Source organism: Streptomyces sp. NPDC050988 (genome assembly GCF_044456225.1).
Taxonomy (GTDB): Bacteria; Actinomycetota; Actinomycetes; order Streptomycetales; family Streptomycetaceae; genus Streptomyces.
In genome coordinates, this window is sequence record NZ_JBITFQ010000021.1 from 17,459 (window position 1) to 44,243 (window position 26,785).

Annotated in this window: 19 protein-coding genes and 1 pseudogene; 6 read left to right on the plus strand and 14 right to left on the minus strand. The window is 70.5% G+C overall.

The features are described from left to right. Window positions 1-25: 25 nt before the first annotated feature. From ACIBEI_RS33375 to ACIBEI_RS33390, 4 genes are all read right to left on the minus strand, one after another. Window positions 26-1,297 carry a serine/threonine-protein kinase gene (locus tag ACIBEI_RS33375; RefSeq protein WP_398893954.1) on the minus strand — a complete coding sequence of 424 codons (1,272 nt, stop codon included), beginning with the start codon at window positions 1,295-1,297 and terminating at the stop codon, window positions 26-28. A gap of 115 nt (window positions 1,298-1,412) precedes the next feature. Further along, complete coding sequence (locus ACIBEI_RS33380; RefSeq protein WP_398894116.1) at window positions 1,413-3,281, minus strand: protein kinase; 1,869 nt, start codon at window positions 3,279-3,281, stop codon at window positions 1,413-1,415. A gap of 211 nt (window positions 3,282-3,492) precedes the next feature. Continuing rightward, complete coding sequence (locus ACIBEI_RS33385; RefSeq protein WP_398893955.1) at window positions 3,493-6,351, minus strand: protein kinase; 2,859 nt, start codon at window positions 6,349-6,351, stop codon at window positions 3,493-3,495. Window positions 6,352-6,505: 154 nt separating this feature from the next. Then, window positions 6,506-8,719, minus strand: a complete 2,214-nt coding sequence (locus ACIBEI_RS33390; protein ID WP_398893956.1) for a serine/threonine-protein kinase — start codon at window positions 8,717-8,719, stop codon at window positions 6,506-6,508. Between the two features lie 379 nt (window positions 8,720-9,098). On the opposite strand from ACIBEI_RS33390, the pseudogene ACIBEI_RS33395 reads away from it, so the two are divergent. Beyond that, window positions 9,099-9,423 (plus strand): annotated as a pseudogene (locus ACIBEI_RS33395) (serine hydrolase); the annotation flags it as partial. A gap of 172 nt (window positions 9,424-9,595) precedes the next feature. On the opposite strand, the gene ACIBEI_RS33400 reads toward ACIBEI_RS33395, so the two are convergent. Further along, window positions 9,596-11,302, minus strand: a complete 1,707-nt coding sequence (locus ACIBEI_RS33400; protein WP_398893957.1) for a glycerol-3-phosphate dehydrogenase/oxidase — start codon at window positions 11,300-11,302, stop codon at window positions 9,596-9,598. 273 nt (window positions 11,303-11,575) lie between these two features. On the opposite strand from ACIBEI_RS33400, the gene ACIBEI_RS33405 reads away from it, so the two are divergent. Beyond that, a complete protein-coding gene (locus ACIBEI_RS33405) occupies window positions 11,576-12,781 on the plus strand; it encodes a nucleotide sugar dehydrogenase (protein WP_398893959.1) in 1,206 nt (401 codons plus the stop codon). 577 nt (window positions 12,782-13,358) lie between these two features. On the opposite strand, the gene ACIBEI_RS33410 is transcribed toward ACIBEI_RS33405, so the two are convergent. The 4 genes from ACIBEI_RS33410 to ACIBEI_RS33425 form a co-directional block, all read right to left on the minus strand. Beyond that, the gene (locus ACIBEI_RS33410; RefSeq protein WP_055612678.1) at window positions 13,359-14,483 is read right to left on the minus strand and encodes a GuaB3 family IMP dehydrogenase-related protein; all 1,125 of its coding nucleotides are present in this window, start codon (window positions 14,481-14,483) and stop codon (window positions 13,359-13,361) included. Between the two features lie 115 nt (window positions 14,484-14,598). Then, entirely contained in the window at window positions 14,599-16,104 is a 1,506-nt protein-coding gene (gene guaB / locus ACIBEI_RS33415) for an IMP dehydrogenase (protein WP_398893960.1), read from the minus strand. Between the two features lie 486 nt (window positions 16,105-16,590). Continuing rightward, window positions 16,591-17,178 (minus strand): sigma-70 family RNA polymerase sigma factor, encoded by a 588-nt coding sequence (locus ACIBEI_RS33420; RefSeq protein ID WP_266497194.1) that lies wholly within the window; start codon window positions 17,176-17,178, stop codon window positions 16,591-16,593. 271 nt (window positions 17,179-17,449) lie between these two features. Next, window positions 17,450-18,061, minus strand: a complete 612-nt coding sequence (locus ACIBEI_RS33425; RefSeq protein ID WP_003948568.1) for a response regulator transcription factor — start codon at window positions 18,059-18,061, stop codon at window positions 17,450-17,452. Window positions 18,062-18,441: 380 nt separating this feature from the next. Here ACIBEI_RS33425 and ACIBEI_RS33430 point away from each other — a divergent pair, with 380 nt between their 5' ends. After that, window positions 18,442-18,777, plus strand: coding sequence for a WhiB family transcriptional regulator (locus ACIBEI_RS33430; protein WP_189837172.1), 336 nt, complete (start codon window positions 18,442-18,444; stop codon window positions 18,775-18,777). Window positions 18,778-18,905: 128 nt separating this feature from the next. On the opposite strand, the gene ACIBEI_RS33435 is transcribed toward ACIBEI_RS33430, so the two are convergent. After that, entirely contained in the window at window positions 18,906-19,802 is an 897-nt protein-coding gene (locus ACIBEI_RS33435; protein ID WP_398893961.1) for a LysR family transcriptional regulator, read from the minus strand. Window positions 19,803-19,881: 79 nt separating this feature from the next. On the opposite strand from ACIBEI_RS33435, the gene ACIBEI_RS33440 reads away from it, so the two are divergent. The 3 genes from ACIBEI_RS33440 (at window position 19,882) to ACIBEI_RS33450 (ending at window position 22,411) form a co-directional block, all read left to right on the plus strand. Beyond that, complete coding sequence (locus tag ACIBEI_RS33440) at window positions 19,882-20,559, plus strand: MOSC domain-containing protein (RefSeq protein ID WP_398893962.1); 678 nt, start codon at window positions 19,882-19,884, stop codon at window positions 20,557-20,559. A 225-nt stretch (window positions 20,560-20,784) separates the two neighbouring features. Continuing rightward, entirely contained in the window at window positions 20,785-21,558 is a 774-nt protein-coding gene (locus ACIBEI_RS33445; RefSeq protein WP_398893963.1) for an SDR family NAD(P)-dependent oxidoreductase, read from the plus strand. 145 nt (window positions 21,559-21,703) lie between these two features. After that, a complete protein-coding gene (locus tag ACIBEI_RS33450; protein ID WP_398893965.1) occupies window positions 21,704-22,411 on the plus strand; it encodes an ester cyclase in 708 nt (235 codons plus the stop codon). Window positions 22,412-22,596: 185 nt separating this feature from the next. Here the strand turns inward: ACIBEI_RS33450 and groL are convergent, their stop codons facing one another. From groL to ACIBEI_RS33470, 4 genes are all read right to left on the minus strand, one after another. Further along, the gene (gene groL / locus ACIBEI_RS33455) at window positions 22,597-24,222 is read right to left on the minus strand and encodes a chaperonin GroEL (protein WP_398893967.1); all 1,626 of its coding nucleotides are present in this window, start codon (window positions 24,220-24,222) and stop codon (window positions 22,597-22,599) included. A gap of 139 nt (window positions 24,223-24,361) precedes the next feature. Continuing rightward, complete coding sequence (groES, locus tag ACIBEI_RS33460) at window positions 24,362-24,670, minus strand: co-chaperone GroES (protein WP_015035628.1); 309 nt, start codon at window positions 24,668-24,670, stop codon at window positions 24,362-24,364. Window positions 24,671-25,124: 454 nt separating this feature from the next. After that, window positions 25,125-25,892, minus strand: a complete 768-nt coding sequence (locus ACIBEI_RS33465; RefSeq protein WP_398894117.1) for a polysaccharide deacetylase family protein — start codon at window positions 25,890-25,892, stop codon at window positions 25,125-25,127. 2 nt (window positions 25,893-25,894) lie between these two features. Then, window positions 25,895-26,755, minus strand: coding sequence for a polysaccharide deacetylase family protein (locus ACIBEI_RS33470; RefSeq protein ID WP_398894119.1), 861 nt, complete (start codon window positions 26,753-26,755; stop codon window positions 25,895-25,897). Window positions 26,756-26,785: the final 30 nt, after the last annotated feature.

Here is a 26,785-nt window from a genome sequence, read left to right on the forward strand (position 1 = left end):
ATGTTCCTTTTACGCGGCCCGCGACTCAGGTGCCCGAGGGGCCAGGGCCAGAGGGCGCGGGGCTGATGGTGGCCGGGCTCGTGGTGGCCGGGCTCGTGGCCGGGCCCGTGGGCGCGCTCGCCGTCGGGCCGGTCGTCGATGTGGTGGTCGTCGACGTGGTGGTCGCGGTGGTCGTAGCGGTGACCGTCGCCCGTGACGAGGGCACGGAACTCGTCGGTGACAAGGGCCCGTTGCCCCCGTCGCCGTTCATCAGCAGCGCGGCCGCCGACACGCCCGCCACGGCCATCGCGGCGACGAGCGCGACCGCGATCAGCACGTTCCGCGTGGCGGAGCGCGAGGAGGCGACGGACCTCATCGGCGATGTCACGGGCGAATCCGGGTGCGGCGGCGGCGCGTGGAGCGGCTGCGTCTGCGGTCTCGGTGCGTCCCGCCGGGTCGGCCTGTAGCCGGGCGACACCGGCGGCATACGGCCCGTGTCGAGGAACGCCCGCAGCAGCCGCTCCGCCTCCACCGCGTCGAGCCTGCGCTCGGGATCGCGCTCAAGCAGGCCCCGTACGACGGGAAGCAGGGGCGCGGCGGCCGCGGGCGGACGTATCTCGTCGACCACGACCGCGTGCAGGATCCCGCCCAACGAGTCGCGGTGGAACGGCGATTCGCCGCTCAGGGCCGTGCAGAGCAGCGCGCCGAGCGACCACAGGTCGGACTCGGGCCCGGTCCTGACGCCGGACATCCGCTCGGGCGCGGTGTACTCGGGCGAGCCCACGAACGACCCGCTCTCGGTGAGCGTCGTCGACCCCGCGACCTGGGCGATCCCGAAGTCGGTGAGGACGACACGGCCCTCCCCGGTGAGGAGTACGTTCGCGGGCTTCAGGTCCCGGTGCAGCACGCCCGCGCCGTGCGCCCTGCGCAACGCGCCGAGCAGGTCGATCCCCATCCGGGCGGCCTCGGCCGCGTCCACGGGCCCGCTCCGGGAGATCCGCTCGGCGAGCGAGCCGCCCTCGATCAACTCCATGACGATGTAGGGGCGTTCGTCCTGCTCGACGACGTCGTGCACGACGATGATGTGCGGGTCCCGCAACTGCGCTATCGCACGCGCCTCACGCAGGGTCCGGTCGCGCTGCAGCCGGGACTCCTCCGCCGAGAGCGAGCTGTCGAGGACGAGTTCCTTGACCGCGACCTGCCTGCCGAGCAACTCGTCCGTGGCCCGCCAGACGACGCCCATACCGCCCCGGCCGAGTCTGGCCTCCAGCCGGTAACGGCCCGCGATGACACGGACGTTGTCCCCCTCGGTCACCATGCGCCCCATCATGCCGCACCGGACGGAGTCCTTCCGTGACGCTGCGTCACGGGTGGCCGACAAGCGACGTACGCCGTCACGAGTCGGGGCGGCCGTCCCTACGGGACGTTCGGGGTCACTGGGCGCCCGGGGGCCGCCAGCTGCGCAGGATCGTGTCGAACCGTTCCTTCGCGGTGTCCCAGTCGGCCACCGGCGAGGACATGTAGATCACGTACTCGACGCCGTCACGGCTGAGATACGCCTGCTCGATGGCCCTGCGCGGGCCGGGGAACTCCGTGTCCTTCGCCAGCGCGGTCCAGGTGAAGTCCCAGAGCGCGCCCGGTTGGTCGCGGAAGGTGTTCTCCTCCAGACCGATCCGCCGGTAGTCCTGCAGCCGCCCCAACTGCTCCTCCAGGTCGAGCAGATGCGTGTACGGGGTGTCGAAGTCCGGGGCGTTGTCGACGGCGATGCGGACGAAGTGCTCGCCGTTGTCGGGCGTGTAGTCGACCTGCGTGTTCTCGGTCTGGCGCTTCCAGCCCTTGGGCAGGACAAGGCTGAAACCCTGGGGATCGTCGACGCGCTCCCAGCCGTCCGGCACACCGCCGGTGCCGGTACCAGTACCGGTACCGGTGTCCGGGGTCTGGTTCCCCTTCCCGTCATCCGTCTCCCCCGCCGAGGACGACGGGGTGGAGGAGGACGGGTCGGGTGAGGACGACGAGTTGCTGTCGTTGCCCCACCCCTCCGCGTACAGCATCGCCGCGACACCTCCGCCGCCCACGAGCGCGGCCAGGATGACGACAAGGACGAGCGTGCTGACCCTGCGGCGCCGCGTCCCGGCGACCGCCGGCTGGTTCAGCGTGGCGACGGCCGGGTCGGGCGCGGGCCGGCCGTGGCCGCCATAGGTGTCGTGCCCACCGTGACTGCCGTGCCCACCGTGACTGCCGTGGCTGCCGTAGGTGGCGTGGCCGCCGGGGCCGCCTGGAGTGCCAGGGCCTCCCTGGGGCCCGTGAAGACCCTGAGGGCCGCCGTACGTGCCCTGCGCTCCTTGGACGCCCTGGGGCCCATAGGCGGCATGGGCCGGGCCGTACGTCCCCTGGGGCACAGGCGACTCGGGAGACCGAGGGGTCTCACCGGACTCGTGCGAGTGGGCCACATGTTCCGTCGGCACATAGGCCTGCGCCGAACTCGGTGCGCGCCCCTCCGCGGCCTCGGCGAGCATCTGCTCGGCCTCCTCCGGGCCGGGTCGCTCGGCGGGATCCTTGCGGAGCAGCGCGGCGATGACGGGCGCGAGCGGGCCGGCGTGCGTCAGCTCCTCGGGTTCCTCGCCGACCACGGCCTGCATGGTGGTCAGCGGGGTCGTCCGCCGGAACGGAGACCTCCCCTCGACCGCCGTGTAGAGCGTCGCGCCGAGCGCCCACAGATCGGAGGAAGGGCCCGGATCGTGGCCGCGCACGCGCTCCGGCGCCAGATAGTCGACCGAGCCGACGATCTCCCCGGTGCGCGTGATCGTCGTATCGCCCTCGACCTGCGCGATCCCGAAGTCGGTGAGCAGGACGCGCCGGTCGTTGGAGATCAGCACGTTGCCGGGCTTGACGTCGCGGTGCAGTACGCCCGCGGCGTGCGCGGCCCGCAGCGCGCGCAGCACCCAGAGCCCGACCCGCGCGGCCTCCCGGGGCTCGACGCGCCCGGACTCCTTGACCGCGTCGGCGAGCGAGTGGCCCTCGACCAGCTCCATCACGATCCACGGGCGGCCGTCGTGCTCCAGCACGTCGTGCACGGTGACGACGGCCGAGTGGTTGATCCGCGCTGCCGCGCGCGCCTCGGCCCGGGTCCGGGCGAGGAGCACGGGCTGGTCGCTGTCCGCCACATAGAGCGCGGCCGTCAACTCCTTGATGGCGACGGCCCGGTGCAGCACCTCGTCGTGCGCGCGCCACACCCGGCCCATGCCGCCGCTGCCGATGGAGTCGACGAGCCGATAGCGCCCGGACAACAGCAGGCCCTGCATCTGATTCACGTTTCCCCGCAATGCTCTTGACAGGGCCAGACTAAGGACCGGCCCTGTCCCAGGGAACCGGCGGGGCCCTACGGAGACAGCACTGTGACGGTTTGCCCGAACGTGAACGGGCGGTTGCCACCCGACAATCGGACGTCGGCGAGTGACCTGCCGGACCGCCGGCGAGCGGGCTGCCGGACGTCAGCGAGCGGTCTGCCGGACGTCAGCCAGTGGCCTGGTAGGTCGCCGCGGCCTGTTCGTAGAGCCGCGTCACCTCGTCCCGCTCGGCCTCAGGACCGAGCACCTGCACCACGTGATACCGCCCGTCGACGATGATCGCGAGATTGCGTACGAAGACCTCGCGCCCCTGGGAGTCCTGCCAGGTGAACTGCCCCTCGGCCATGGTCCGTCCGCCCACCTCGATGCGCCGCATCCCGCTGGACGTGGCCCACGTCGAGTCGCGGAACGGCTGCAACTCGCGCTCGTCCTCACGCTGGTACGTCATCGGATCGGTGCCGTACTCGCTGGTCGTGTCGCGGCCCGGCACGACCAGCAGCTCGAAGTCGCCCTGGGAGTAGACGATCTGGCCGCGGCCGTTCTTCCCCGTCCGGTCCCAGCCGTTGGCGACCGCGACGCGGAAGCCCTCGGAATCCTTGCGCAGCGTGAAGCCCTGCGCGACCTCGGGTCCGGTGGTCTGCGTGCTGGAACTGGGCGACTGCGTCGGGCTGTTCTCCTTGCTCGGCGACTTCTCGTCCTGCGGGTCCGTGCCCGCGTTCCCGTCCGTGCCGGTGTCCGTGTCGGCCGAGTGCCCCGGGGTCGGACTGACGAGGTCCCCCGCGGAACCGGTCCGCTCACCGGCGCTGTCGGACTTGGGCATGAAGGCCACGGCATACGCGACGGCCGCCGCCATGGCCAGCAGTATCAGCAGAAGCAGCGTGCGACCGAGCCGCCGGGGCTTGGCCTCCCGCCTGGACCGCTTGTGGCGGCCGTGCGGGCTGGTGTCGGGCAGCCCGGCGCGACGCCTTCGGACGAGCTCGCCCCGGCGGCGCACGACGGGCAGCCGCTTGGGATCCACGGGCGGCGCGGCCACGACGTACGTCCCCGCCTCCGGCTCGGGCGCCGACCGCACCAGCGAACGCAGCCAGCCGCGCAGCTCCTCGAAGTCCAGCCGCTCGGTGGGGTCCTGGCGGAGCAGCGACTCCACGACCGGCCGCAGCGGCCCGCACTCCTCGGCGAACGCGGGTGGCTCGGCGCACACCAGCTGCACCAGCTCGGCGGTGTTCTCCTCGGGGTAGGGCGCGTGCCCCTGAACGGCCCGGAAGAGCAGCGCCCCCAACGCCCACAGGTCGGTCGCGGGCCCGATCGGCGCCGCCAACTGCCAGTTCTCGTGCACCGGTCCGGCCTGCTCGGGCGCCCAGCGCTCGGTGACGGGTCCGACGACAGCCATCCGCGCCTGCCGGGCCCGCTCGGCCGCCAGGGCGGTGGCAGGGCCCCGACGGGCGGCGGGAGCGGGGTCGGCGGTCAGCCGGCTCCACTGGCTGGGGGCCTCGGTGGCGGTGCCGGTGGAGTGGGAAGGACCAGCCGCGTACGCGGGGTCCGCGCTGTAGGCCGGGTCTGTGGTGTAGGCCGCCTCTGTGCTGTAGGCGGGGTCGGTGTTGTAGGCGGGGTCAGTGGTGTTGGCGAAGTGGCCGGCGATGCCGTTGCCGGTCCCGGTGTGGGACACGCCATTCCCGTTCCCGGGGAATCCGGTGCCGTCACCGTGGCCCGGTACGCCGCTTCCGTTGCCCCCGTTGCCCCCGTTGCCCCCATTACCGCTGCTTCCGGCGCCGGGCAGCGCGGGAGGCTGCTGGTTCTGTCCGTTCCCGCCCAGCGCGGGGGCACCGTGGCGCGGCGCCGCGCCGTGCCAGGAACTGGTCCGCCCCACCCCGTACGGGTCGGCGATCTGCCCCGGCGGCGGGGTGTGCTCAAGGCCGGTGTGCTCCAGCCCGAGCCCGGAGGTCTGTCCGACCTCGGCCTCGGCCTCGCCCTCGGCGGGCCGGGAGCGCGGCGCGGGCAACGCCGGGTTCCGGCCGCCCCGCTGTTCCTCCTGCACCCGGGCCGCGGCCCGCGCGCCCGCGCGGTAGGCGGCGATGGCCCCGGCCCGCGCGGCCCGCACATCACCGCCGGCGTCCAGCGCCCGCTGCCCCGCGGCCGACGCCTGTGCCCGCGTGACCGGCGACAGCCCTCCGCCACCCCCGGGCACGGCCTCGACGGCGGCACGACCGCCACCGGCGCCCCGCGCCCCGGGCACACCACCGGAACCGCCCTGCTGGGACGGCCCCTGCTGGCCATGCTGGCCGCCCCGGCCGAGCTGGCCGTGAGGCCCGGAGGAGCCTGTGGGACCAGGAGAACCGGCCGAACCAGCGGGCCCTGTCTGCCCTGGCGGACCGCCCGCCGTTCCGGAGCCGCCCGCCTCACCCTCACCGTCGGCGGCCGGCACCGGGTCGTACCCGCACAGCGCCTCCTCCGCGGCCCCGGCGGCAAGCCCCGTGAGCATCACGCGCCCGTCGTCGCAGACGAGCACCGTGCGCGCGGTGATGTTCCGGTGCACCCATCCATGGCCGTGCAGCACCCGCAGCGCGGTCAACACGTCGGAGGCCACCTCGGCGGCCCGGTACGGACTCAGCGGCCGCTCCGCGAGCAGCGCCGCCAGTGGCCGCGCGGCCACCATCTCACTCACTATCCACAACGACCCGCCCTCGGCGAACACGTCGAAGACCTGGTCGAGCCGCGGGTGGTCGGGGATCTGGGCCGCGGCCTGCGCGGCCTCGATCGCACGCCGCACCGCCGGTTCGGTGGGCCGCCGCGTGGTCCGCGCCGACGGCCGCCGCACTCCGGCGTCCCGGGCCACGAACCCGTCGGGCAGCCCGTCCGCGTCGAGCACCTCCGCCTCGACGATCTCGGGCAACGGCACCTGCCGGACCAGGACTTCCTGCCCGCTGTACGTGTCGAAGGCCCGGGTCTCGGCGAACTCGTACTCGTCCGACGGCGGCAGCGGCAGACGGTAACGGTCGGCGAGTACCCGTCCCGCATAGTCGTCCACGATGCCTCCCCCGGCCGCCCGGTTGGTCAATTCCGTTCGCCATGCGTCCCGTTGTGGCTGCAGATGTGGCTGCGTACGGTCCGCAACCACTCACGATACGTGCCGTAGGCAACCCACAGTGAGGAGATACGAGATCTCAGGAATCTCGTGCCCCTCAGGACTTCGGTTCGAACGACTTCGTAAGCGTCTGCCACGTGTTTTTACGAAGCTCGGTGTCCCACTTCGAGCCCTTCGCGGTGTACATGAGCCCATATCCGAGGCTGTCGTTGACGACGAACCCTCGGTCTATCGACCGATACTGCGTCCCACCGTCCACGTAGGTGAACTCCCAGTCGGCCGTGTTCCAGCCGCGGTAGTCCACCTTCTCTATTCGGATGCGCTTGTACTGCGACCGCTGCATGAACTGCTCTTGGTTCTTCCAGTCCGCCACCGGGTCGCTCTTGGGTGTCGTGGTCCACCCGACCAGCAGCTTCTGCCCGTCAGGACCGGCGAACCGGGACCCGGCCGCACTCGTGGACTCGTACTTCCACCCCTTGGGCAGCCCGATCGAGAACCCCTGCCCGCTCTTGTACGTCTCGGCCGCGCCGTCGCCCGAACCGCTGCCGGAGTCGTCGTTCGAACCGCCGGTCCCGCTCGAAGCACTCGCACTCGGCGAACTGCCGGTGTTCGCGCCCCCGCCGGCGGAGTCGGTCTTCTCTCCGCTGTCCTTTTCGGTACCGCTGTTCTCGTCCTGCTTGGTATCGCTGCCCGCGCTCGCCCCGCTGGACGCCGACTTGTCGTCGCCGCCTTTGTTCTCGTTGGTCCCGGGGTCGTCGCCGCCACTGAGCGTGACGGCGAGGATCGTGCCCAGCACGGCCAGCACGACGACCACGGCGGCGATCACCAACGTCCGCCGGGGCACCACGTCGGTGAGCGAGGCCTTCGGCGCGACGGTCTGCGGATGCGTGTCCCCGGCACCACCCGAACTCCCGCCCACCGAACTGAAGTTCACCTCGGAGGCAGCAGAATTCCGCCCCTTGGCCGAACGAGCCGAATCCGCGGAGGCAGAGCGAGGAGCGACCTCAGCGGCCGAACCAGAAGCAGCAGCAGAAGCGGCGGGGGAAGAGGAGGGCGGAGCGGGGGTGGAGGGAGAGGAGGAGGGGGAGGCGGAGGCCGCACTGGCAGCCGAGGCCGAGGCTGAAGTCGACTTCGAGGCGTCGGCGGCCTTGCCGTCCGCCGCCCGCTCCGGCGTCACCGGAGCCTCGGTGTCCGCGGCTTTCCCGGCACCGGGCTTGGATGCACCGGCCTTCCCGGCACCGGCCACCGCGGCAGCACCCACCGCCGCGGCCGCAGCCCCCTTGCCCTTCCGCACGGAACGCAGGGCCCCGCGGAACCGCTCGACCGGCTCCTCGCCCTTCTTGCTCCCGCCCGCGGCCCTGCCGCCCGAACTCCCCTTCTTGGCAGGGGCGTCCACCGGAAGCTCGGGCAACGGCACGACCTTCGTCGCGTCCGCCGGCTCCGGCTCGTCCTTGGGCTCGGGAGCGTGGATGACCTCGGTGAGCATCGTCCGGGCCCCGGCATCGTCGAGCCGCTGCTCGGGGTCCTTGACGAGCAGCCCGTAGATGACCTTCTCAAGCGGACCGGCGTTCTTCGGCTGCTCCATCGGCTCCGTCATCACCGCGGTGAGCGTCGCGATGGCGGACCCCTTGTCGTACGGCGGCACGCCTTCCACCGACGCGTACAGCAGCCCACCGAGCGACCACAGGTCGGCCGCGGGGCCGGGCTTGTGCCCTCGCGCGCGCTCCGGCGAGATGTACGAGGGCGCGCCGACGAGCATGCCGGTCGAGGTGATGGACGGGTCGCCCTCCACCTGTGCGATACCGAAGTCGGTGAGCACGACCCGGCCGTCCTCGGCGATGAGCACGTTCGACGGCTTCACGTCCCGGTGCAGGATGCCCTCGCGGTGCGCCGAACGCAGCACGTCGAGGATGGCCAGCCCCACCTCGGCCGCGCGCTTCGGCGTGAGCAGCCCGTCCTCACGGATGACCTCGGCGAGCGACTTGCCCTCGACGAGCTCCATCACGATCCACGGCCGGTTGTCCTCGTCGACCACGTCGTAGACCGTCACCGCGCCGTTGTTCCGGATCCGCGCGATGGCCTTGGCCTCACGGAAGGTCCGCGTGATCAGCCGCCGCTTCTCGTCCTCGTCGATCCGCGCCGGCAACCGCAGTTCCTTGACCGCGACCGTCCGGCCCAGCGTCTCGTCCTTGGCCCGCCACACGGTGCCCATGCCGCCGCGTCCGAGGACTCCTCCCAGCCGGTATCGCCCGGCGAGAAGACGATCGCTCTCGTCCTGCCGGGATGCTCCCGCGCGCTCCGCCTCCGACATGCGTCCCCTCATGCAACCCGCCCTGACAGAGCCTCCATTGTCACCCACCCGAGCACCGCCCGACGCCCCGGGTGCCCCCTCGCGGAAGCATTCCTTCCCCGCGCCGCCCCTCACCTGCCCCGGCCGTCACCCGGCCGAGCCCGTCCCTCATGACAAGCGGCGACAAGGAAGGACCTCATGCCACCTCTGACGACGCTACTGACTCTTCCTGTGTGCGTGCCCCTCCTCATCTCCTACGTGCCTGCCACTCCTCGTCCCGACCTCGACCGCCTCGACAACTCCCGCACCCCGGCCACGGACACCGCCCTCACTCAGCTCGCCACCCGAGGCAAGGTCCCGGCCCCCCTGCCGGCCGACGAGGGATCCGGCTCCCGCGACCACCGCCCTGGCCGACGCCGTCCACCCCGCCGAGGCCATCCGGCCCGGCGGCCTGCCACCGCCCCGCCGACTGCGCGAGTTGCTCAAGATGCTCGACACCGGCACCGCACACGGCTTGTACGGCATGGGCCTCTATTCCGAGAAGCCTCCGTGCGGCACCACGGTGTGGGGGTACAACGGCCGTATCACCGGCAGCTACGTCCCGGACCGCAGCCACCCGCGACGGCCGTCGCGTCCTCACCTTCCGCGTGAACACGGATGCGATCGCAGACCCCGACCTCGAACCGGCCCTGCTCGCCGCCGAGTTCTGCCCCCGCACCCCGTAGAACGACCGGGTTCCGAGCAGAGATCCCAGCTCAGGACACTCGTTCGGGTGACATCCGCTGGATCCCCAGGCCTGCCACAAACCGCCGGCCCGTCACCCCGGCCGGGCCGTCACCACAGCCGGGCCTCTACCTCGGCCGCGCCCTTCCACCACCGCGCCGCGCCTACAACGCCCTACAACGGCACGATGTCCGGCGCCCCCAGCCGAGCCGCGTCGGCCGTCAGGTCGTCCGGCTGTCGCTGCGACTCGCGCTCCGCCTCCACCCGCTTCTCGTAGTGCTCGACCTCGCGCTCGATCTGGTCCTTGTCCCAGCCCAGCACGGGCGCCATGAGTTCCGCGGCCTCCCGCGCGCTGCGCGTACCCCGGTCGAAGGTCTCGATCGAGATGCGTGTCCGCCGTGTCAGCACGTCGTCGAGGTGCCGTGCACCCTCGTGCGAGGCGGCGTAGACGATCTCGGCGCGCAGATAGTCCTCGGCGGCGGGCAGCGGCTCGCCCAGCGAGGCGTCCGCGGCGATGAGGTCGAGCAGTTCCTCCGCGAGCGCCCCGTACCGGTTCAACAGATGCTCCACGCGCACCACATGGAGCCCGGTCCGCGCGGCGATCCGCGCCCGCGCGTTCCACAGCGCCCGGTACCCCTCGGCACCGATCAGCGGGATGTCCTCGGTGACGCACTCCGCGACCCGCTGGTCGAGCCCGTGCACCGCCTCGTCCACCGCGTCCTTGGCCATCACCCGGTACGTCGTGTACTTGCCGCCCGCCACGACCACGAGCCCCGGCACCGGATGCGCCACGGTGTGCTCGCGCGACAGCTTGCTCGTGGCGTCCGACTCGCCGGCGAGCAGCGGCCTCAGCCCCGCGTACACCCCCTCCACGTCATCTCGCGTCAGTGGCACGGCGAGTACCGAGTTCACGTGCTCCAGCAGGTAGTCGATGTCCGCGCTGGACGCCGCCGGATGTGCCTTGTCGAGGTCCCAGTCGGTGTCCGTCGTGCCGATGATCCAGTGCCGGCCCCAGGGGATCACGAACAGCACGGACTTCTCCGTACGCAGGATCAGCCCGGTCGTCGAGGTGATCCGGTCCTTCGGTACGACCAGATGGATGCCCTTGGACGCCCGGACGTGGAACTGTCCCCTCTCGCCCACCATCGCCTGTGTGTCGTCCGTCCACACCCCGGTGGCGTTGACGACCTGCTTGGCGCGGATCTCGTACTCCCCGCCCCCTTCGACGTCCTGCACCTTGGCCCCGACGACACGCTCGCCCTCGCGCAGGAAGCCGGTCACGCGCGCGCGGTTGGCGACCTTCGCTCCGTACGCCGCCGCCGTGCGCACCAGGGTCGCCACATAACGGGCGTCGTCCATCTGCGCGTCGTAGTACTGCAGCGCCCCGACCAGGGCGTCCTTCTTCAGGGCGGGGGCGACGCGCAGCGCGTGACGGCGTGACAGGTGACGGTGCATCGGCAGTCCGCGCCCGTGGCCGCGCGCCATCGACATCGCGTCGTAGAGCGCGACGCCCGAACCGGCGTACAGCCTCTCCCAGCCCTTGTGCTGCAAGGGATACAGGAACGGGACGGGCTTCACGAGGTGCGGCGCGAGCCGCTCCAGCAGCAGCCCGCGCTCCTTCAGCGCCTCCCGTACGAGCGGGAAGTCGAGCATCTCCAGATAGCGCAGGCCTCCGTGGATCAGCTTGCTCGACCGGCTCGACGTGCCCGACGCCCAGTCACGCGCCTCGACCAGGCCGGTGGACAGACCGCGGGTCACGGCGTCCAGTGCCGTGCCCGCACCGACCACGCCTGCTCCCACGACCAGCACATCCAGTTCGTGCTCGGCCATTCCCGCGAGTGACTCGGCGCGCTCCGCCGGTCCCAGTGTCGCTGTCCGCACAGTTGCCTCCCGCTGTTCTGTCGCGCCGGGCTCACCCGTCCGGCGAGGCCCGGCTCACATCCCCCATGCCCAAATTCTCAACCCGTTGCCCGCCTTCGGCCACCACCAGCCCTCCGCCTGTGGATATCTCTCGGTGACTTCCGGAGAAACACAGCCGAGCAATCCCGCAAATCGGTCATATTTACTCCTAGTCTGACATTGCACTCGCCCGTTCTGTCCACAGGGCTTGCGCCCTTGTCCCCCTTCGGTTACTGGGAAGGACGGCCCACCGCCATGCCCGCAGATCTCGCCGTCATCGGTCTCGGCCAGCTCGGCCTGCCCCTGGCCCAGGCCGCCGTCAGCGCCGGCATCTCCACACTCGGCTACCAGTGCGGCGACCCCGCGCCGCTGGCCGCGGCCGACCAGCGCCGGATGCTCTCGACGGGCTTCCGGCCGGCCACCAACCCGGCCGAACTCGGCCGTGTCCGTACCGCGGTCATCTGCGCGCCGACCCCGCGTGGCGCGGACGGCGCGCTCGACCTGGGCCAACTGGCCGACGCCGCCCGCACCCTGGCCGCACACCTGCGACCGCACACCACGGTGATCCTGGAGTCCCCCGTGTACCCGGGTACGACCGAGGAATTCCTCCGTCCGCTCCTCGAAGAGGGCTCGGGCCTCCGCGCGGGCCGCGACTTCCACCTCGCGTACTCACCCAGCCGCGTCGACCCGGGCAACCGCGACCACACCCCCGCCAACACCCCGAAGGTCATCGGCGGCCTCACCCCCGCCTGCACCGAGTCGGCCGCCGCCTTCTACGGGCGCCTCACCGACAAGGTCGTACGCGCGCGTGGACCACGGGAAGCGGAAACCGTGCAGCTCCTGGAGACCAACTACCGGCACGTCAACATCGCCCTCGTCAACGAGATGGCGGTCCTCTGCCACGACCTGGGCGTCGACCTGTGGGACGTCATCCGCTGCGCCGAGACCAAGCCGTTCGGCTTCCAGGCCTTCCGCCCCGGCCCCGGCGTCGGCGGCCACGCCGTCCCCCGGGACCTCGCGGGCCCGAGGACCCGCTCCCTGCGCATGGTCGAACTGGCCCAGCAGGTCAACAACCACATGCCCCAGTACGTCATCCAGCGCGCGGCCACGCTCCTCAACGAGCACGGCAAGTCCGCCCGCGGCGCCCGCGTGCTCCTCCTCGGCATCACCTACAAGCCCGACCACGCCGACCAACAGGGCTCCCCCGCCAAGGAGATCGCGACCCGCCTGATGGAACTCGGCGCCGCCGTCAGCTACCACGACCCGCTCGTCCCGTCCTGGAGCATCCTCGACCGCCCGGTCCCCCGCGTGGACTCCCTCTACGAGGCGGCAGCCGACGCGGACCTGACGATCCTCCTCCAGCAACACCGTACGTACGACCTTCAGGGGCTGTCGGTGAAGGCACAGCTGCTGCTGGACACGCGGGGGGCTACGCCTACGGGGGCGGCGCACAGGTTGTGACAGGGGCGCGCGGGGCGGTCCTGAGCCTCTGCGGCTGGTGGCCCCGAGCGCTCCACGCCGGTACCGTACAAAAGGTGGAGCCCACCGCAGCGGGTACTGCGGCAGGCTCCAGGATGGTTCACGGAGTGTCCGCCCCTAGCTCTCATGGGGGCGGCCGCTCACCATCCGAAAATCCGCAAGATCCACCTCCTCCGGCACTTCACCGTCCGCAGACGGAGTCGGTCCCAGCGTGTGGGCTTGCGGTGACGGCCCATGGGCACGCCCCCTTCCATGACGCCGCCCATTTGCCCGGTGGACGGTCCATTGGAACTCAGGGCCGGGCCCCCGGGTCATGGGGTCCGGAACAGTGCTCCTTGGAAGGGGGCGGCCCGGAGAACCGGGTCGCCAAACAGGGACGTTACCGCTCCACTACGGCCTCAAGTCACGCATTCGCCCCGAACGCAACCACGCGCCCCCTGCCACAAAACACGCCCCACCAGGGCCACTTGAACACGCGAAGGGACCCGGTCACCCACGTGAGTGAGCGACCGGGCCCCTTCGTCAGTTCAGGCCGAGCCGAACCGGGCCCGGCGCGGCGTCACCGCTTGTGCTGCGAGTCCGCCACAGTGACCTCGACCCGCTGGAACTCCTTGAGCTCGCTGTAGCCGGTCGTGGCCATGGCCCGCCGCAGCGCGCCGAAGAAGTTCATCGAACCGTCGGGCGTGTGCGAGGGTCCGGCGAGGACCTCCTCGATGGTGCCGACGGTGCCGAGGTCGACCTTCTTGCCGCGCGGCAGCTCGTCGTTGACGGCCTCCATGCCCCAGTGGTGGCCCCGGCCGGGCGCGTCGGTGGCGCGCGCGAGCGGGGAGCCCATCATCACGGAGTCGGCGCCGCAGGCGATCGCCTTGGGGAGGTCGCCGGACCAGCCGACACCGCCGTCCGCGATCACGTGCACGTACCGGCCGCCGGACTCGTCCATGTAGTCCCTGCGGGCCGCGGCCACGTCGGCGACCGCGGTGGCCATCGGGACCTGGATACCCAGCACGTTGCGCGTGGTGTGCGCCGCACCTCCGCCGAAGCCGACGAGCACGCCCGCGGCTCCCGTACGCATCAGGTGCAGGGCCGCCGTGTACGTGGCGCAGCCGCCGACGATGACCGGGACGTCCAGCTCGTAGATGAACTGCTTCAGGTTGAGCGGCTCGGAGGCACCGGACACGTGCTCGGCCGACACCGTCGTACCGCGGATGACGAAGATGTCGACGCCCGCGTCCACGACGGCCTTGGAGAACTGGGCGGTGCGCTGCGGGGAGAGCGCGGCCGCGGTGACCACGCCCGAGTCGCGCACCTCCTTGATGCGCTGCCCGATCAGCTCCTCCTTGATGGGAGCCGCGTAGATCTCCTGGAGACGGCGGGTGGCGGTGTCCGCGTCCAGCTCCGCGATCTCGTCGAGGAGCGGCTGCGGGTCCTCGTACCTCGTCCAGAGGCCTTCGAGGTTCAGGACGCCCAGGCCGCCGAGCTCACCGATACGGATGGCGGTGGCCGGCGAGACGACCGAGTCCATGGGGGCCGCCAGGAACGGCAGCTCGAAGCGGTAGGCGTCGATCTGCCAGGCGATCGAGACCTCCTTCGGGTCTCGCGTACGGCGGCTCGGGACGACGGCGATGTCGTCGAAGGCGTACGCCCGGCGGCCGCGCTTGCCGCGCCCGATCTCGATCTCAGTCACGTGTGTGGCCTTTCCCTCTTCGCTTCTGCGCCTCCCAGTATCCCCGACACCTACGACAGGGGCGGTCCCGGATGCTCCGGGACCGCCCCTGTCGTAGGTGTCGGCTGGGTGGCGACTACTGGTTGCGGCTGTAGTTCGGCGCCTCGACCGTCATCTGGATGTCGTGCGGGTGGCTCTCCTTGAGGCCCGCCGACGTGATCCGTACGAAGCGGCCCTTGGTCTCCATCTCGTCGATGGAGGCGGCGCCCACATAGCCCATGGTCTGGCGCAGTCCGCCGACGAGCTGGTGCAGCACGTTGGCCAGCGGGCCGCGGTAGGGCACCTGGCCCTCGATGCCCTCGGGCACGAGCTTGTCGTCGGAGGCGACCTCGGCCTGGAAGTAGCGGTCCTTCGAGTACGACCTGCCCTGGCCGCGGGACTGCATGGCGCCCAGCGAGCCCATACCGCGGTACGACTTGAACTGCTTGCCGTTGATGAAGAGCAGCTCGCCGGGCGACTCCTCACAGCCGGCGAGGAGGCTGCCGAGCATCACCGTGTCGGCGCCGGCGGCCAGCGCCTTGCCAATGTCTCCGGAGTACTGCAGTCCGCCGTCGCCGATCACCGGGACGCCCGCGGCGCGGGCAGCGAGGGCGGCTTCGTAGATGGCGGTGACCTGCGGGACGCCGATGCCGGCGACCACGCGGGTGGTACAGATCGAGCCGGGGCCCACGCCCACCTTGACGCCGTCGACACCGGCGTCGACGAGGGCCTGGGCGCCGTCGCGCGTGGCGACGTTTCCGCCGATCACGTCGACGCCGACGCTCGACTTGATCTTCGCCATCCAGTTGAGGGCGTTGCTGTTGTGCCCGTGCGAGGTGTCGACGATCAGGAAGTCGGCACCGGCCTCGGCGAGCGCCTGCGCCCGGTCCAGGGCCTCGGGGCTCGCGCCGACGGCGGCACCCACGAGGAGACGGCCCTCGCCGTCCTTCGCCGCGCTCGGGTACTTCTCGGCCTTCACGAAGTCCTTGACCGTGATGAGGCCCTTGAGGATGCCCGCGTCGTCGACCAGCGGAAGCTTCTCGATCTTGTGGCGGCGGAGCAGCTGCATGGCGTCGTTGCCCGAGATGCCGACCTTGCCGGTGACCAGGGGCATCGGGGTCATGACCTCGCGCACCTGACGGGAGCGGTCGGTCTCGAAGGCCATGTCACGGTTGGTGACGATGCCGAGCAGCTTCTTGTTGCCGTCGGTGACCGGCACGCCGCTGATCCGGAACTTGGCACACAGGGCGTCGGCCTCGGCGAGCGTCGCGTCCGGGTGCACCGTGATCGGGTCGGTGACCATGCCGGACTCGGAGCGCTTCACGAGGTCGACCTGGTTGACCTGGTCCTCGATGGACAGGTTCCGGTGCAGTACGCCGACACCGCCCTGCCGGGCCATGGCGATCGCCATGCGCGACTCGGTCACCTTGTCCATCGCCGCGGACAGCAGCGGGATGTTCACGCGCACGTTGCGGGAGATCCGGGACGAGGTGTCGACCGCGCCCGGCAGCACCTCGGATGCGCCCGGCAGCAGCAGCACGTCGTCGTAGGTCAGCCCGAGTGTCGCGAATTTCTCGGGCACTCCGTCGACGTTTGCAGTCATGACACCTTCCCCAAATGGCCTTGATCGGTGCGGATGTCCATGCTAACGGGAAGCATGGCTCTCTCATTCCACGGTTACGGGTGCCCCTGGGCTTCGTAGCTTCGTACGTGGAGGACGACCGCCGCGTTCATCCGGCGCCCCGCCCGCCGGGGGCACGGGCCTTGGGCGGGCCGTGCCCCGCGTCGCCGCCGCGCGCCTCGCCCGGGACGGCGGAAAAAATTTGCCGTACTCATGAGAAAGCACACCCTGCCGGGAGGCTCACACGGTGATCACCGACCCCGGGGGCGCCGGCCGACCTGCCGCGCACAGGCACGGCGCTGCGGTCGCGCGACCGCAGCACATCGGTCTGACTCACCGGCCGTCCGACCGCACCTGAGCCCGGGCCCACCAGTCGTCCGACCACCGCATCGACCCGGCGCCCCGCCCGGGAGCCACGCCCAGAAGCCCGGCAAAGCCCGCGAAGTCCACCTGCCTACTGCTGCCTGCCTACTGCTCCGCCAGTGCCCGCAGACGGCTCAGCGCCCTGTGCTGGGCCACACGGACGGCGCCCGGTGACATCCCCAGCATCTGGCCCGTCTCCTCGGCCGTGAGGCCCACCGCGATCCTCAGCAGGAGGAGCTCCCGCTGGTTCTCGGGGAGGTTGGCCATGAGCTTCTTGGCCCACTCGGCGTCACTGCTGAGGAGGGCACGCTCCTCGGGGCCGAGCGAGTCGTCCGGCCGCTCGGGCATCTCGTCCGACGGCACGGCCGTCGAGCCGGGATGGCGCATCGCGGCGCGCTGCAGATCGGCGACCTTGTGCGCGGCGATGGCGAAGACGAAGGCCTCGAAGGGGCGCCCGGTGTCCTTGTACCGCGGCAGTGCGAGGAGCACCGCGACACAGACCTCCTGCGCCAGGTCCTCCACGAAGTGCCGTGCGTCACCCGGCAGTCGGGACAGCCGTGTACGGCAGTAGCGCAGCGCGAGGGGATGGACATGGGCGAGCAGGTCGTGCGTGGCCTGTTCGTCTCCGTCGACCGCGCGATGGACGAGCGCACCGATTGCCCCTTGGGCAGTGGCCGCCTCGTCGTCACGCATCGGTCCATGGTGCCTTGGCGTCGTCCTGTCCGTGGCACCGCGTCCGTAGTTGTGCACCGAAGCGTTATGAGCAGGTGCGCCGGAACTCATCTCCTGCGCCCTCCCCTCCCGCTCGACCGACTCGTTCCCGAGGAACTCCACACCTCAAGGATGCGGCATCCGCCGGGAAACGGGGATCGCCCGCCGGAACGGCCGGTTTCGATCCCCCGTCGGGTCCGGCCCCACCCGCCGTGCGGCGGGCGGGGACACCCGTACCCCCGCGGCGGTTCACCTAGCGGACCAGGCCCCATCGGAACCCGAGCGCCACCGCGTGCGCGCGGTCCGAGGCGCCGAGCTTCTTGAAGAGCCGTCGGGCGTGGGTCTTGACGGTGTCCTCGGAGAGGAACAGCTCACGGCCGATCTCCGCGTTCGACCGGCCGTGGCTCATGCCCTCCAGGACCTGGATCTCACGCGCGGTGAGCGTCGGCGCCGCACCCATCTCGGCCGACCGCAGTCTGCGCGGCGCGAGCCGCCAGGTCGGGTCGGCGAGGGCCTGGGTGACGGTCGCACGCAGTTCCGCCCGGGAGGCGTCCTTGTGGAGATAGCCACGGGCACCGGCGGCGACCGCGAGCGCGACACCGTCCAGGTCCTCGGCGACGGTGAGCATGATGATGCGCGCACCGGGGTCGGCGGACAGCAGCCGCCGGACCGTCTCCACGCCGCCCAGACCGGGCATGCGTACGTCCATCAGAATCAGGTCCGAACGGTCGGCACCCCAGCGGCGGAGGACTTCCTCGCCGTTGGCCGCCGTGGTCACGCGCTCTACGCCGGGCACGGTCGCCACCGCACGGCGGAGCGCCTCTCGGGCAAGCGGGGAGTCGTCGCAGACGAGGACGGATGTCATGGCCGTCCTCCGCAGCTGATGCGCGTCACCTTGAGCCTCCAGGCTGGTACGAATCGTCACCTGTGCGGTTGACGCTCTCGGACGCTTGCCCGAGCGCTTGTTCTTTCAACCGCCTCCGCACTCTCAACGACGGTCACCCGAAAGAGTTACGGGGCGGTGAGCCACGTTCGGCACTCTACGTGAGGGCACGGACACGGTGGAGACACCCACGGCGGACCCTCAAGGTTTCATCACAACCTATGCCCCATTTAGCCGCTTTTCTTCCCATTTACTGGTGTCTGAGGCTAGATTCGCAATGAGTCATATTTTCATCTCCTTAGATCGTAGATGTACGGTCATGGGCACGTAACCGCCCAGAACGGCTACAAGGGGACAACGAAATGGCAGATTTCTCCCGCCTTCCCGGACCGAACGCGGATCTGTGGGACTGGCAGCTCCTCGCGGCTTGCCGCGGGGTCGACAGCTCGCTCTTCTTCCACCCGGAGGGCGAGCGCGGTGCGGCACGGAGCGCTCGTGAGAACTCGGCCAAAGAGGTCTGCATGAGGTGCCCGGTACGCGCGGAGTGCGCGGCGCACGCACTGGCGGTGCGCGAGCCGTACGGCGTGTGGGGCGGCCTCACCGAGGACGAGCGCGAGGAACTCATGGGGCGGGCGCGCAACCGCCTGGTCTCGGCGTCGGCGTCGACGTCCGGCGGAGGCACTCCGTCACATCACTGAAGGAACGTTTCTTCGAACGGGCACGCGCGCGTGCCCCCACTTTCCGACAGATAAGCCCCCAACAGGCCGGCCTTCCATCAGGTCAGCCACTTTCCCGACGAGTCCGCGCGCCGCGGCTCTCCGACGGGTCAGCGCGCCGCGGCCCGGGCCAGGTGATCCAACGTGGCCGCCACCGCGGGCACCTGAGCGAGGTCCGGCAGCGTGAGCGCGACGATCTCCCGCCGCAGCGCGGGTTCGACCATCACCGTGCGTGCACCCCTGGGGCGTACGGACTCGATGGCGAGCTCCGGCAGGACCGCGACCCCCAGGCCCGCTCCGACCAGGCCGACCACGGCCGGGTAGTCGTCGGTCGCGAAGTCGATACGGGGTGTGAAGCCCGCGCTCTCGCAGACCTCGACCAGCTGGCCGCGACAGCGGGGGCAGCCGGCGATCCACGGCTCGTCGGCGAGTTCGCCGATGGCGACCGCCCGTGCGCGGGCCAGCCGGTGCCCCTCGGGGACCAGGCCCACGAGCCGGTCCTTGAGCAGGGGCCGTACCACCAGGTCGTCCCACTCCTCGGCGACCGCCGCGCCCTCGTAACGGAACGCGAGCGTGACGTCGCAGTCGCCCTCGCGGAGCATCTCGACCGAGCGCGGCGGCTCGGCCTCCTCCAGGGAGACGCGGGTGCCGGGGTGCGCGGCGCGCAGGGCGGCGAGCGCGGCCGGTACGAGCGTGGAACTGCCGCTGGGGAAGGAGACGAGCCGGACCCGGCCGGCCCGCAGGCCCGCGATCGCGGCGACCTCCTCCTCGGCGGCCGCCAGCCCGGCGATGATGCCCGCGGCATGCCGTACGAGAGCCTCGCCGGCCTGGGTCATACGCATCTCGCGGCCCGTGCGGATCAGCAGGGGCGTGCCGACGGACGCCTCCAGGGCCTTCATCTGCTGGCTGACGGCGGGCTGGGTGCAGCCCAGTTCGCGCCCCGCCGCGGAGAAGGAGCCGGTGGCGGCGACGGCACGCAGCACACGGAGATGACGGGCCTCGATCACCCTTCGATCATAAGCGAATCTTGGATACGGCGACGAATAATGCGTCGAGGCTTTGGCTCGTACCGTCTAGCGTGCAGTCATGAAGCTTCTGTCTCTGAACCTTGGCCGCCCCAAGACCGTCGACTACACGGACCAGGCGGACGGCGTGACCGGGATCGACAAGCGGCCGGTGGACGGGCCGGTGCGGGTGTCCGCGCCCGGGCCCAAGGGGGTCGGCGCGAGCGGGCTCGCCGGGGACGCGGTGTGCGAGCTGCGGCACCACGGCGGTGATCACCAGGCCGTGTACGCCGTCGCGCGCGAGGACCTCGACGACTGGGAGCGCGAGCTGGGGCGGCCCCTGGCCAGCGGAATGTTCGGCGAGAACCTCACGACGGAGGGCGTCGACGTGTCTGGCGCACGGATCGGGGAGCGCTGGCGGATCGGCTCCGAGGTTGTCCTGGAGGTCACCTCCGGGCGGATTCCCTGTCTCACCTTCCAGGGCCATCTGGGCGAGAAGGGGTGGGTGAGGCGGTTCACCGCGAAGGGGGCGCCCGGTGCGTATCTGCGGGTGATCGAGCCGGGCGAGCTGCGCGCCGACGACCCGATCGAGATCGTCCACCGGCCCGACCACGAGGTGACGGTCGCCCTCCAGTTCCGCGCCGTAACGACCGAACGGGGCCTGCTGCCAAAGGTGTTGGAAGCGGGGGACGCGCTGCACCCGGAGGCGCTGGAGAAGGCGCGGGAGTACGTGGAGAAGTACGGCCAGGACGCGAAGTGAGCCGAGACCGCCGCCCCGGCCGGGCGAGTTGACGGGGCCCGGCACCGGCGGGCGGCCGATCCGGACACTCCACCCAAATCCCACCGCCGTCCGGCGCGCCGCGAAGGCCGGGAGATGGCGCGGCAGTTCGTCGTTGTGGAGGTTGTGGGGAAGGGACAGCCGAGGGGTGCACTTTCGGGTCATTCGGCGCACGGACAGCATGAGCCAGGTCACTAATCTTGGGCCATGACAACGGCTCTGATTACGGGATCGACCGCGGGCATCGGTGCCGCCTTCGCGCGGCGACTCGCCTCCGACGGGCACAACCTCGTGCTGGTGGCGCGCGACAAGAAGCGGCTCGGCGAGCAGGCGACGGAACTGCACGACCGGCACGGCATCGAGGCGGAGGTGCTGACGGCGGATCTGGCGACGGACGAGGGCATCGAGGCGGTGGCCGCCCGGCTCTCGGACCGCAAGAACGCGGTCGACCTGCTGATCAACAACGCGGGCTTCGGCAACAAGGGCCTCTATCTGGACGTACCGATGGCGGACGAGCTGAAGATGCTCAAGGTGCACTGCGAGGCGGTGCTCCGGCTGACCTCGGCGGCGGCCGGGTCCATGCGGGCGCGCGGGCGCGGCGGTGTCGTCAACGTGGCGTCCACGGCCGCGTTCGTGCCGCGCGGTACGTACGGGGCGTCGAAGGCGTGGGTCGTGCAGTTCACGCAGGGCGTGGCGAAGGACCTGTCCGGCAGTGGTGTGCGGCTGATGGCTCTGTGCCCCGGGTTCGTGCGGACCGAGTTCCACGAGCGGGCAGGGATGGGCACGGACAACATCCCGAACTGGATGTGGCTGGACGCCGACAAGGTGGTCGCCGCCGCGCTGGCCGACCTGGCGCGGGGCAAGTCGCTGTCCATCCCGGATCCGCGCTACAAGGCCCTGATGGGTGTCGCGAAGGTGACCCCGCGGGCGTTGCTCAGCGGGATCACTTCGAAGACAGGGCGGAAGTACGGGCCGAAGTGAGCCCGGTTGCGCGCGGTGACGCGGACGGGCACTTAGGCAGCGGCACAGACATAGGTGGAATCCCCTTCGGCTGAACAACGGCCTGAGGGGATTTTCACTAAAATGGGCGTATTCAACCGGACTCGAAGTGCCGGGAGGCGGCGCCATGACTTTCGTACAGCTGATCGACTGCAAGACCAGCCGGATCGACGAGATGAACCGGCTCATGGACACCTGGGTCGAACAGACCAAGGGCAAGCGGACCGCGACGCACAACGTGATCGGGAAGGACCGGCACGACGCCGGCCACTTCATCGAGATCGTGGAGTTCCAGTCGTACGACGACGCGATGCGGAACTCGCGCCTTCCGGAGACCGACCGGATCTTCCGCGAGATGGTGGCGCTCTGCGACGAGATACCGACGTTCACGGATCTCGACGTGGTGCGGGACGAGCGGCTCTACAAGGCCAGCGTCCGCAATCTCTTCGGGCTGCTCGCCGGGAGGGGCAAGCTGCCGACGTGGAGCGAGACCGTCGCGGAGAACTACCACGACCATGATCCGTCCAACGAGCAGGACGTGATCGGGATGGACGCCATGCTCCGCGAGGTGGAGATGTGGCGGGCCGGGTTCGACTTCGCGTTCACCATCGAGGACCAGTTCTCCGACGGCGACCGGGTCTGTACGCGCTGGACCTGGAACGGCACCCACAAGGGTGACTTCATGGGGATACCGGCCAGCGGCAGGCAGGTCACCATGACCGGCACGACCATTCACCGGTGCCGCGAGGACGGCAAGATCGTCGAGGGGTGGTGGCAGTACGACCGGCTGGGGCTGATGGACCAGCTCGGGGCGCTGGACCAGCTGGAGGTCTGACAGGGCCGGGCCGACGGCGACGGCGACGGCGACACAGCCGCAGCCACAGCCACAGCCACAGCCACAGCCACAGCCACGAAAACCCGGCAGCACAAAGGCCCGGCCCCCCGTGACGGGGAACCGGGCCTTCGCCGGGCGCTCAATGGGACGTACGCCCCCTCGGGCCGCCCGGAAGCGGATTTCGCCTAGTGGGAGTGGCCGTGACCGCCGTGGCCCGCGTCGGCCTCCTCCTCGGCCGGCTTCTCGACGACCAGGGTCTCGGTCGTGAGGAGCAGGGAGGCGATGGAGGCGGCGTTCTCCAGGGCGGAGCGGGTGACCTTGACCGGGTCGATGACGCCCTGCTTGACCAGGTCGCCGTACTCGCCGGTCGCGGCGTTGAAGCCCTGGCCCTTGTCGAGCTCGGCGACCTTGGAGGTGATGACGTAACCCTCCAGGCCGGCGTTCTCGGCGATCCAGCGCAGCGGCTCGACAGCGGCCCTGCGGACGACGGCGACACCGGTGGCCTCGTCGCCGGTCTTGCCGAGGTTGCCCTCCAGGACCTTCACGGCGTGGACGAGCGCGGAGCCACCACCGGAGACGATGCCCTCCTCGACCGCGGCGCGGGTCGCGGAGATGGCGTCCTCCAGACGGTGCTTCTTCTCCTTGAGCTCCACCTCGGTGGCGGCGCCGACCTTGATGACGCACACGCCGCCGGCCAGCTTCGCGAGGCGCTCCTGGAGCTTCTCGCGGTCCCAGTCGGAGTCCGTGGCCTCGATCTCGGCCTTGATCTGGTTGATGCGACCGGCGACGTCGTCGGACTTGCCGCCGCCGTCGACGATGGTGGTGTCGTCCTTGGTGATGGTCACGCGGCGGGCGGTGCCCAGCACGTCCAGGCCGACCTGGTCGAGCTTGAGGCCGACCTCCTCGGCGATGACGGTGGCACCGGTCAGACCGGCCATGTCACCGAGCATCGCCTTGCGGCGGTCACCGAAGCCGGGGGCCTTCACGGCGACGGCGTTGAACGTGCCGCGGATCTTGTTCACGACCAGGGTCGACAGGGCCTCGCCCTCGACGTCCTCGGCGATGATCAGCAGCGGCTTGGAGGAGTTGGTCTGGATGACCTTCTCCAGCAGCGGCAGCATGTCCTGGATGGAGGAGATCTTGCCCTGGTGGATCAGGATGTACGGGTCGTCCAGGACGGCTTCCATGCGCTCCTGGTCCGTCACGAAGTACGGCGACAGGTAGCCCTTGTCGAAGGCCATGCCCTCGGTGAAGTCCAGCTCCAGACCGAAGGTGTTGGACTCCTCGACGGTGATGACACCGTCCTTGCCGACCTTGTCCATCGCCTCGGCGATGAGCTCGCCGACCTGGCTGTCCTGGGCGGACAGACCGGCGACGGCGGCGATGTCGGACTTCTCGTCGATCGGGCGCGCGGTCGCGAGGAGCTCCTCGGAGACCGCGGCGACGGCCGCGTCGATGCCCTTCTTCAGGAGGGCGGGGGACGCGCCGGCGGCGACGTTCTTCAGGCCCTCGCGGACGAGCGCCTGGGCCAGCACGGTGGCGGTGGTCGTACCGTCACCCGCGATGTCGTTGGTCTTGGTCGCCACCTCCTTCACCAGCTGGGCGCCGAGGTTCTCGTACGGGTCGTCGATCTCGACCTCGCGGGCGATCGTGACACCGTCGTTGGTGATGGTGGGTGCGCCGAACTTCTTGTCGATGACGACGTTGCGGCCCTTGGGGCCGATCGTCACCTTGACCGTGTCGGCAAGCTTGTTGACGCCGCGCTCGAGGGCGCGACGGGCGTCCTCGTCGAACTTCAGGATCTTCGCCATGGGAGCGGTTCAGCCCTCTCGGAAAACGTGGGTGAAACGAACTGCGCCCCCGACGCCCGGCTTCATAAGGTCGCGGGGGCCAGGGGCGCAGTTCACTGCAATGCTGGTAATGCCGGGAATGCTGGTGGTGCCGGGTGAATTACTTCTCGACGATCGCGAGCACGTCGCGAGCCGAGAGGACGAGGTACTCCTCGCCGTTGTACTTCACCTCGGTGCCGCCGTACTTGCTGTACAGCACGACATCGCCGGTCTTGACGTCGAGCGGAAGACGCTCGCCGTTCTCGAAGCGGCCCGGGCCCACGGCCAGGACGACGCCCTCCTGGGGCTTCTCCTTGGCGGTGTCCGGGATGACCAGGCCAGAGGCCGTGGTCTGCTCGGCGTCGAGCGGCTGGACCACAATGCGGTCCTCAAGCGGCTTGATGGCAACCTTGGAGCTGGTGGTCGTCACGATCCGACCTCCCCCTTCGGAGATCTCACGGGGTTAACTGTCTGAGGTGGCGACCAGGTGGATCCGTCGTCGCGGGTGCCGGACCTGCCCGTCGCTATTGGCACTCTCCTGCGGTGAGTGCCAGACCTGAGACTATGACTGCGATTAGCACTCGGTCAAGCGGAGTGCCAATTGCCTCCGGCGGTCAGGGGATGTCCGGCGCCCGGTGCCACGGGTGAACGCCCTGGGGGCTGCCGCCCCCAGACCCCCGCTGATCGGCCTGAACGGCCTCGTCCTCAAACGCCGGACGGGCTGAGATGTGCCTGGACTGGGCTGTAGAGGTTCGGCCCGGCCGCGCAATCTTTCGCCCGGCCGCGCAATCTTTTAGCCCCTCCGGCGTTTGAGGAGCGGGGGTTCGGGGGCTGGCCCCCGAGTAGTGACGGGAATGGGTAGGGGCGGCGGGGGCGATAAATCGCTAGAGGTAGTCCTCCAGGCGGGCGACCGTGAAACCCTGGGCCTGGACTCGGTTCAGGATCTTGGTCGTTGTCCGAGTGAGACTCGTACCGTTCCGGCCCTCCGGGCAGTGAAGGATGTCACCCGGGCGGAGCCGGTCGGCGTCGCGCCAGAGGACGACGGCGGCCAGCCCGCAGTCGGCGGCGGCCCGCACAGTGTCGGAGTTGTAGTCGCCGTAGGGCGGCCGGAAGAGGCGAGGCCGGATACCGAACCGCTGCTTGAGCTTCTCCTGCTGGCCGCAGATCTCGGCACGCTGCCCGGCGTACGGAAGACCCGGCAGGTACGGGTGGTCGAGCGTGTGGTTCTGCACGCTCGCGCCGACCGCGCGGAGCCGGCCGAAGTGGGCGTACCCCGGCCCGACCACACTGTCCGTGAGGAACATCGTGACCGGCAGCCGCAGTTCACGGACCATGTCGACGAACCCCGGGTCCTTCTCGGCGCCGTCGTCGAAGGTCAGGAAGACGACCCGGTCGCGGGTGGGGACGCGGTCGACGACGGGCGGCAGCCCCGGCCCCGCCGTGCGGGCGGAGGGCCGCCGGTCGGGCGGTTTCGGCGCCGGGGCGAGCGGGGCGGTCAGGCCCCAGCGGCGGTACGGGTCCTCGGTCGGGCCGTACGTGCGTACCTTCTGCGCGGCCTTCTTGCCCAGCCGCTCGATGGGGTCCACGGACTGGGCGCAGCCGGCCAGGCAGACCAGCCCCGCGAGCAGCACCGCGGCGGCGGCCGGCCGCATCCTCACAGGTAGTCCTCGATACGAGCCACCGCGTACCCCTTGTCCGTGACCAGCTTCAGGAAGCGGCGGACCATGTCGGGCATCGTGCCCTTCCAGTGCTCCTTGCCGCGGAAATGGCTGAGAACGATGTCACCGGGATGGAGGTCCCGGTCCAGCTCGCGGTAGTCCCAGCGGTCGGCGAAGACCTCCTCGTTCCACAGCGGGGCCGCCTTGATGCCGCAGGCCCCGGCCGCGCGCAGGGTGTCCTCGTTGTAGCTGCCGAAGGGCGGGCGGAAGAGGGTCGGGCGCTTGCCGTAGCGCTTCTCGATCACGTCCTGCATGCCGCAGATCTCCTGCTTCTGCCGTTCGTGGGAGAGGTTCGGCATATAGCGGTGGTTGAGGGTGTGGTTGTTCAGGACCACGCCCCTGTCCTGCATCTTCTTGAAGTAGCCGTAGTCCTCTTTGACCAGGTAGTCGCTCAGGAAGGCCGTGTACGGGATCTTCAGCTCGCTCATCATCCGCAGGAACGCCGGGTCCTTCTCGGCGCCGTCGTCGATGGTGAGGAAGACGACCTTGTCCTTGGTGGGGATCGTGGTGAAGACGGGCGGCAGGCCTTCGTGGTCGTCCACCTCGAAGCCTTTACGGGTGCTGATGCGGGGCTTCTTCTTGGGGGCGGGGGGTGCGGGCAGAGGGGGCTTGGCCAGGCCCCACCGTTTTGCCGCGGTGGCGCGTGCGCGCTGCTCCTGGCGGAGTTTGGTGGCGTAGGCGTCCATGGCCCGGGCCGGTGGGGCCTTGAGGAGTTGTTGGCCTGCGGCGGGCTTGGGGGTGGTGGACGGCGTTTCTCCGCAGCCGGCTGCGAGGGTGGTGACGGTCAGTAGCGTGATCGCGGTGCGTGCGGGGCGTGTGGGCCGGTT

Coding starts and splice junctions, on each gene's coding strand:
- ACIBEI_RS33375 (WP_398893954.1), bottom strand. CDS start 1,297: ATGGTGACCGAGGGGGACAACGTCCGTGTCATCGCGGGCCGTTACCGG.
- ACIBEI_RS33380 (WP_398894116.1), bottom strand. CDS start 3,281: ATGCAGGGCCTGCTGTTGTCCGGGCGCTATCGGCTCGTCGACTCCATC.
- ACIBEI_RS33390 (WP_398893956.1), bottom strand. CDS start 8,719: ATGTCGGAGGCGGAGCGCGCGGGAGCATCCCGGCAGGACGAGAGCGAT.
- ACIBEI_RS33405 (WP_398893959.1), top strand. CDS start 11,576: ATGCCCGCAGATCTCGCCGTCATCGGTCTCGGCCAGCTCGGCCTGCCC.
- guaB (WP_398893960.1), bottom strand. CDS start 16,104: ATGACTGCAAACGTCGACGGAGTGCCCGAGAAATTCGCGACACTCGGG.
- ACIBEI_RS33420 (WP_266497194.1), bottom strand. CDS start 17,178: ATGCGTGACGACGAGGCGGCCACTGCCCAAGGGGCAATCGGTGCGCTC.
- ACIBEI_RS33425 (WP_003948568.1), bottom strand. CDS start 18,061: ATGACATCCGTCCTCGTCTGCGACGACTCCCCGCTTGCCCGAGAGGCG.
- ACIBEI_RS33430 (WP_189837172.1), top strand. CDS start 18,442: ATGGCAGATTTCTCCCGCCTTCCCGGACCGAACGCGGATCTGTGGGAC.
- ACIBEI_RS33440 (WP_398893962.1), top strand. CDS start 19,882: ATGAAGCTTCTGTCTCTGAACCTTGGCCGCCCCAAGACCGTCGACTAC.
- ACIBEI_RS33445 (WP_398893963.1), top strand. CDS start 20,785: ATGACAACGGCTCTGATTACGGGATCGACCGCGGGCATCGGTGCCGCC.
- ACIBEI_RS33450 (WP_398893965.1), top strand. CDS start 21,704: ATGACTTTCGTACAGCTGATCGACTGCAAGACCAGCCGGATCGACGAG.
- groL (WP_398893967.1), bottom strand. CDS start 24,222: ATGGCGAAGATCCTGAAGTTCGACGAGGACGCCCGTCGCGCCCTCGAG.
- ACIBEI_RS33465 (WP_398894117.1), bottom strand. CDS start 25,892: ATGCGGCCGGCCGCCGCCGCGGTGCTGCTCGCGGGGCTGGTCTGCCTG.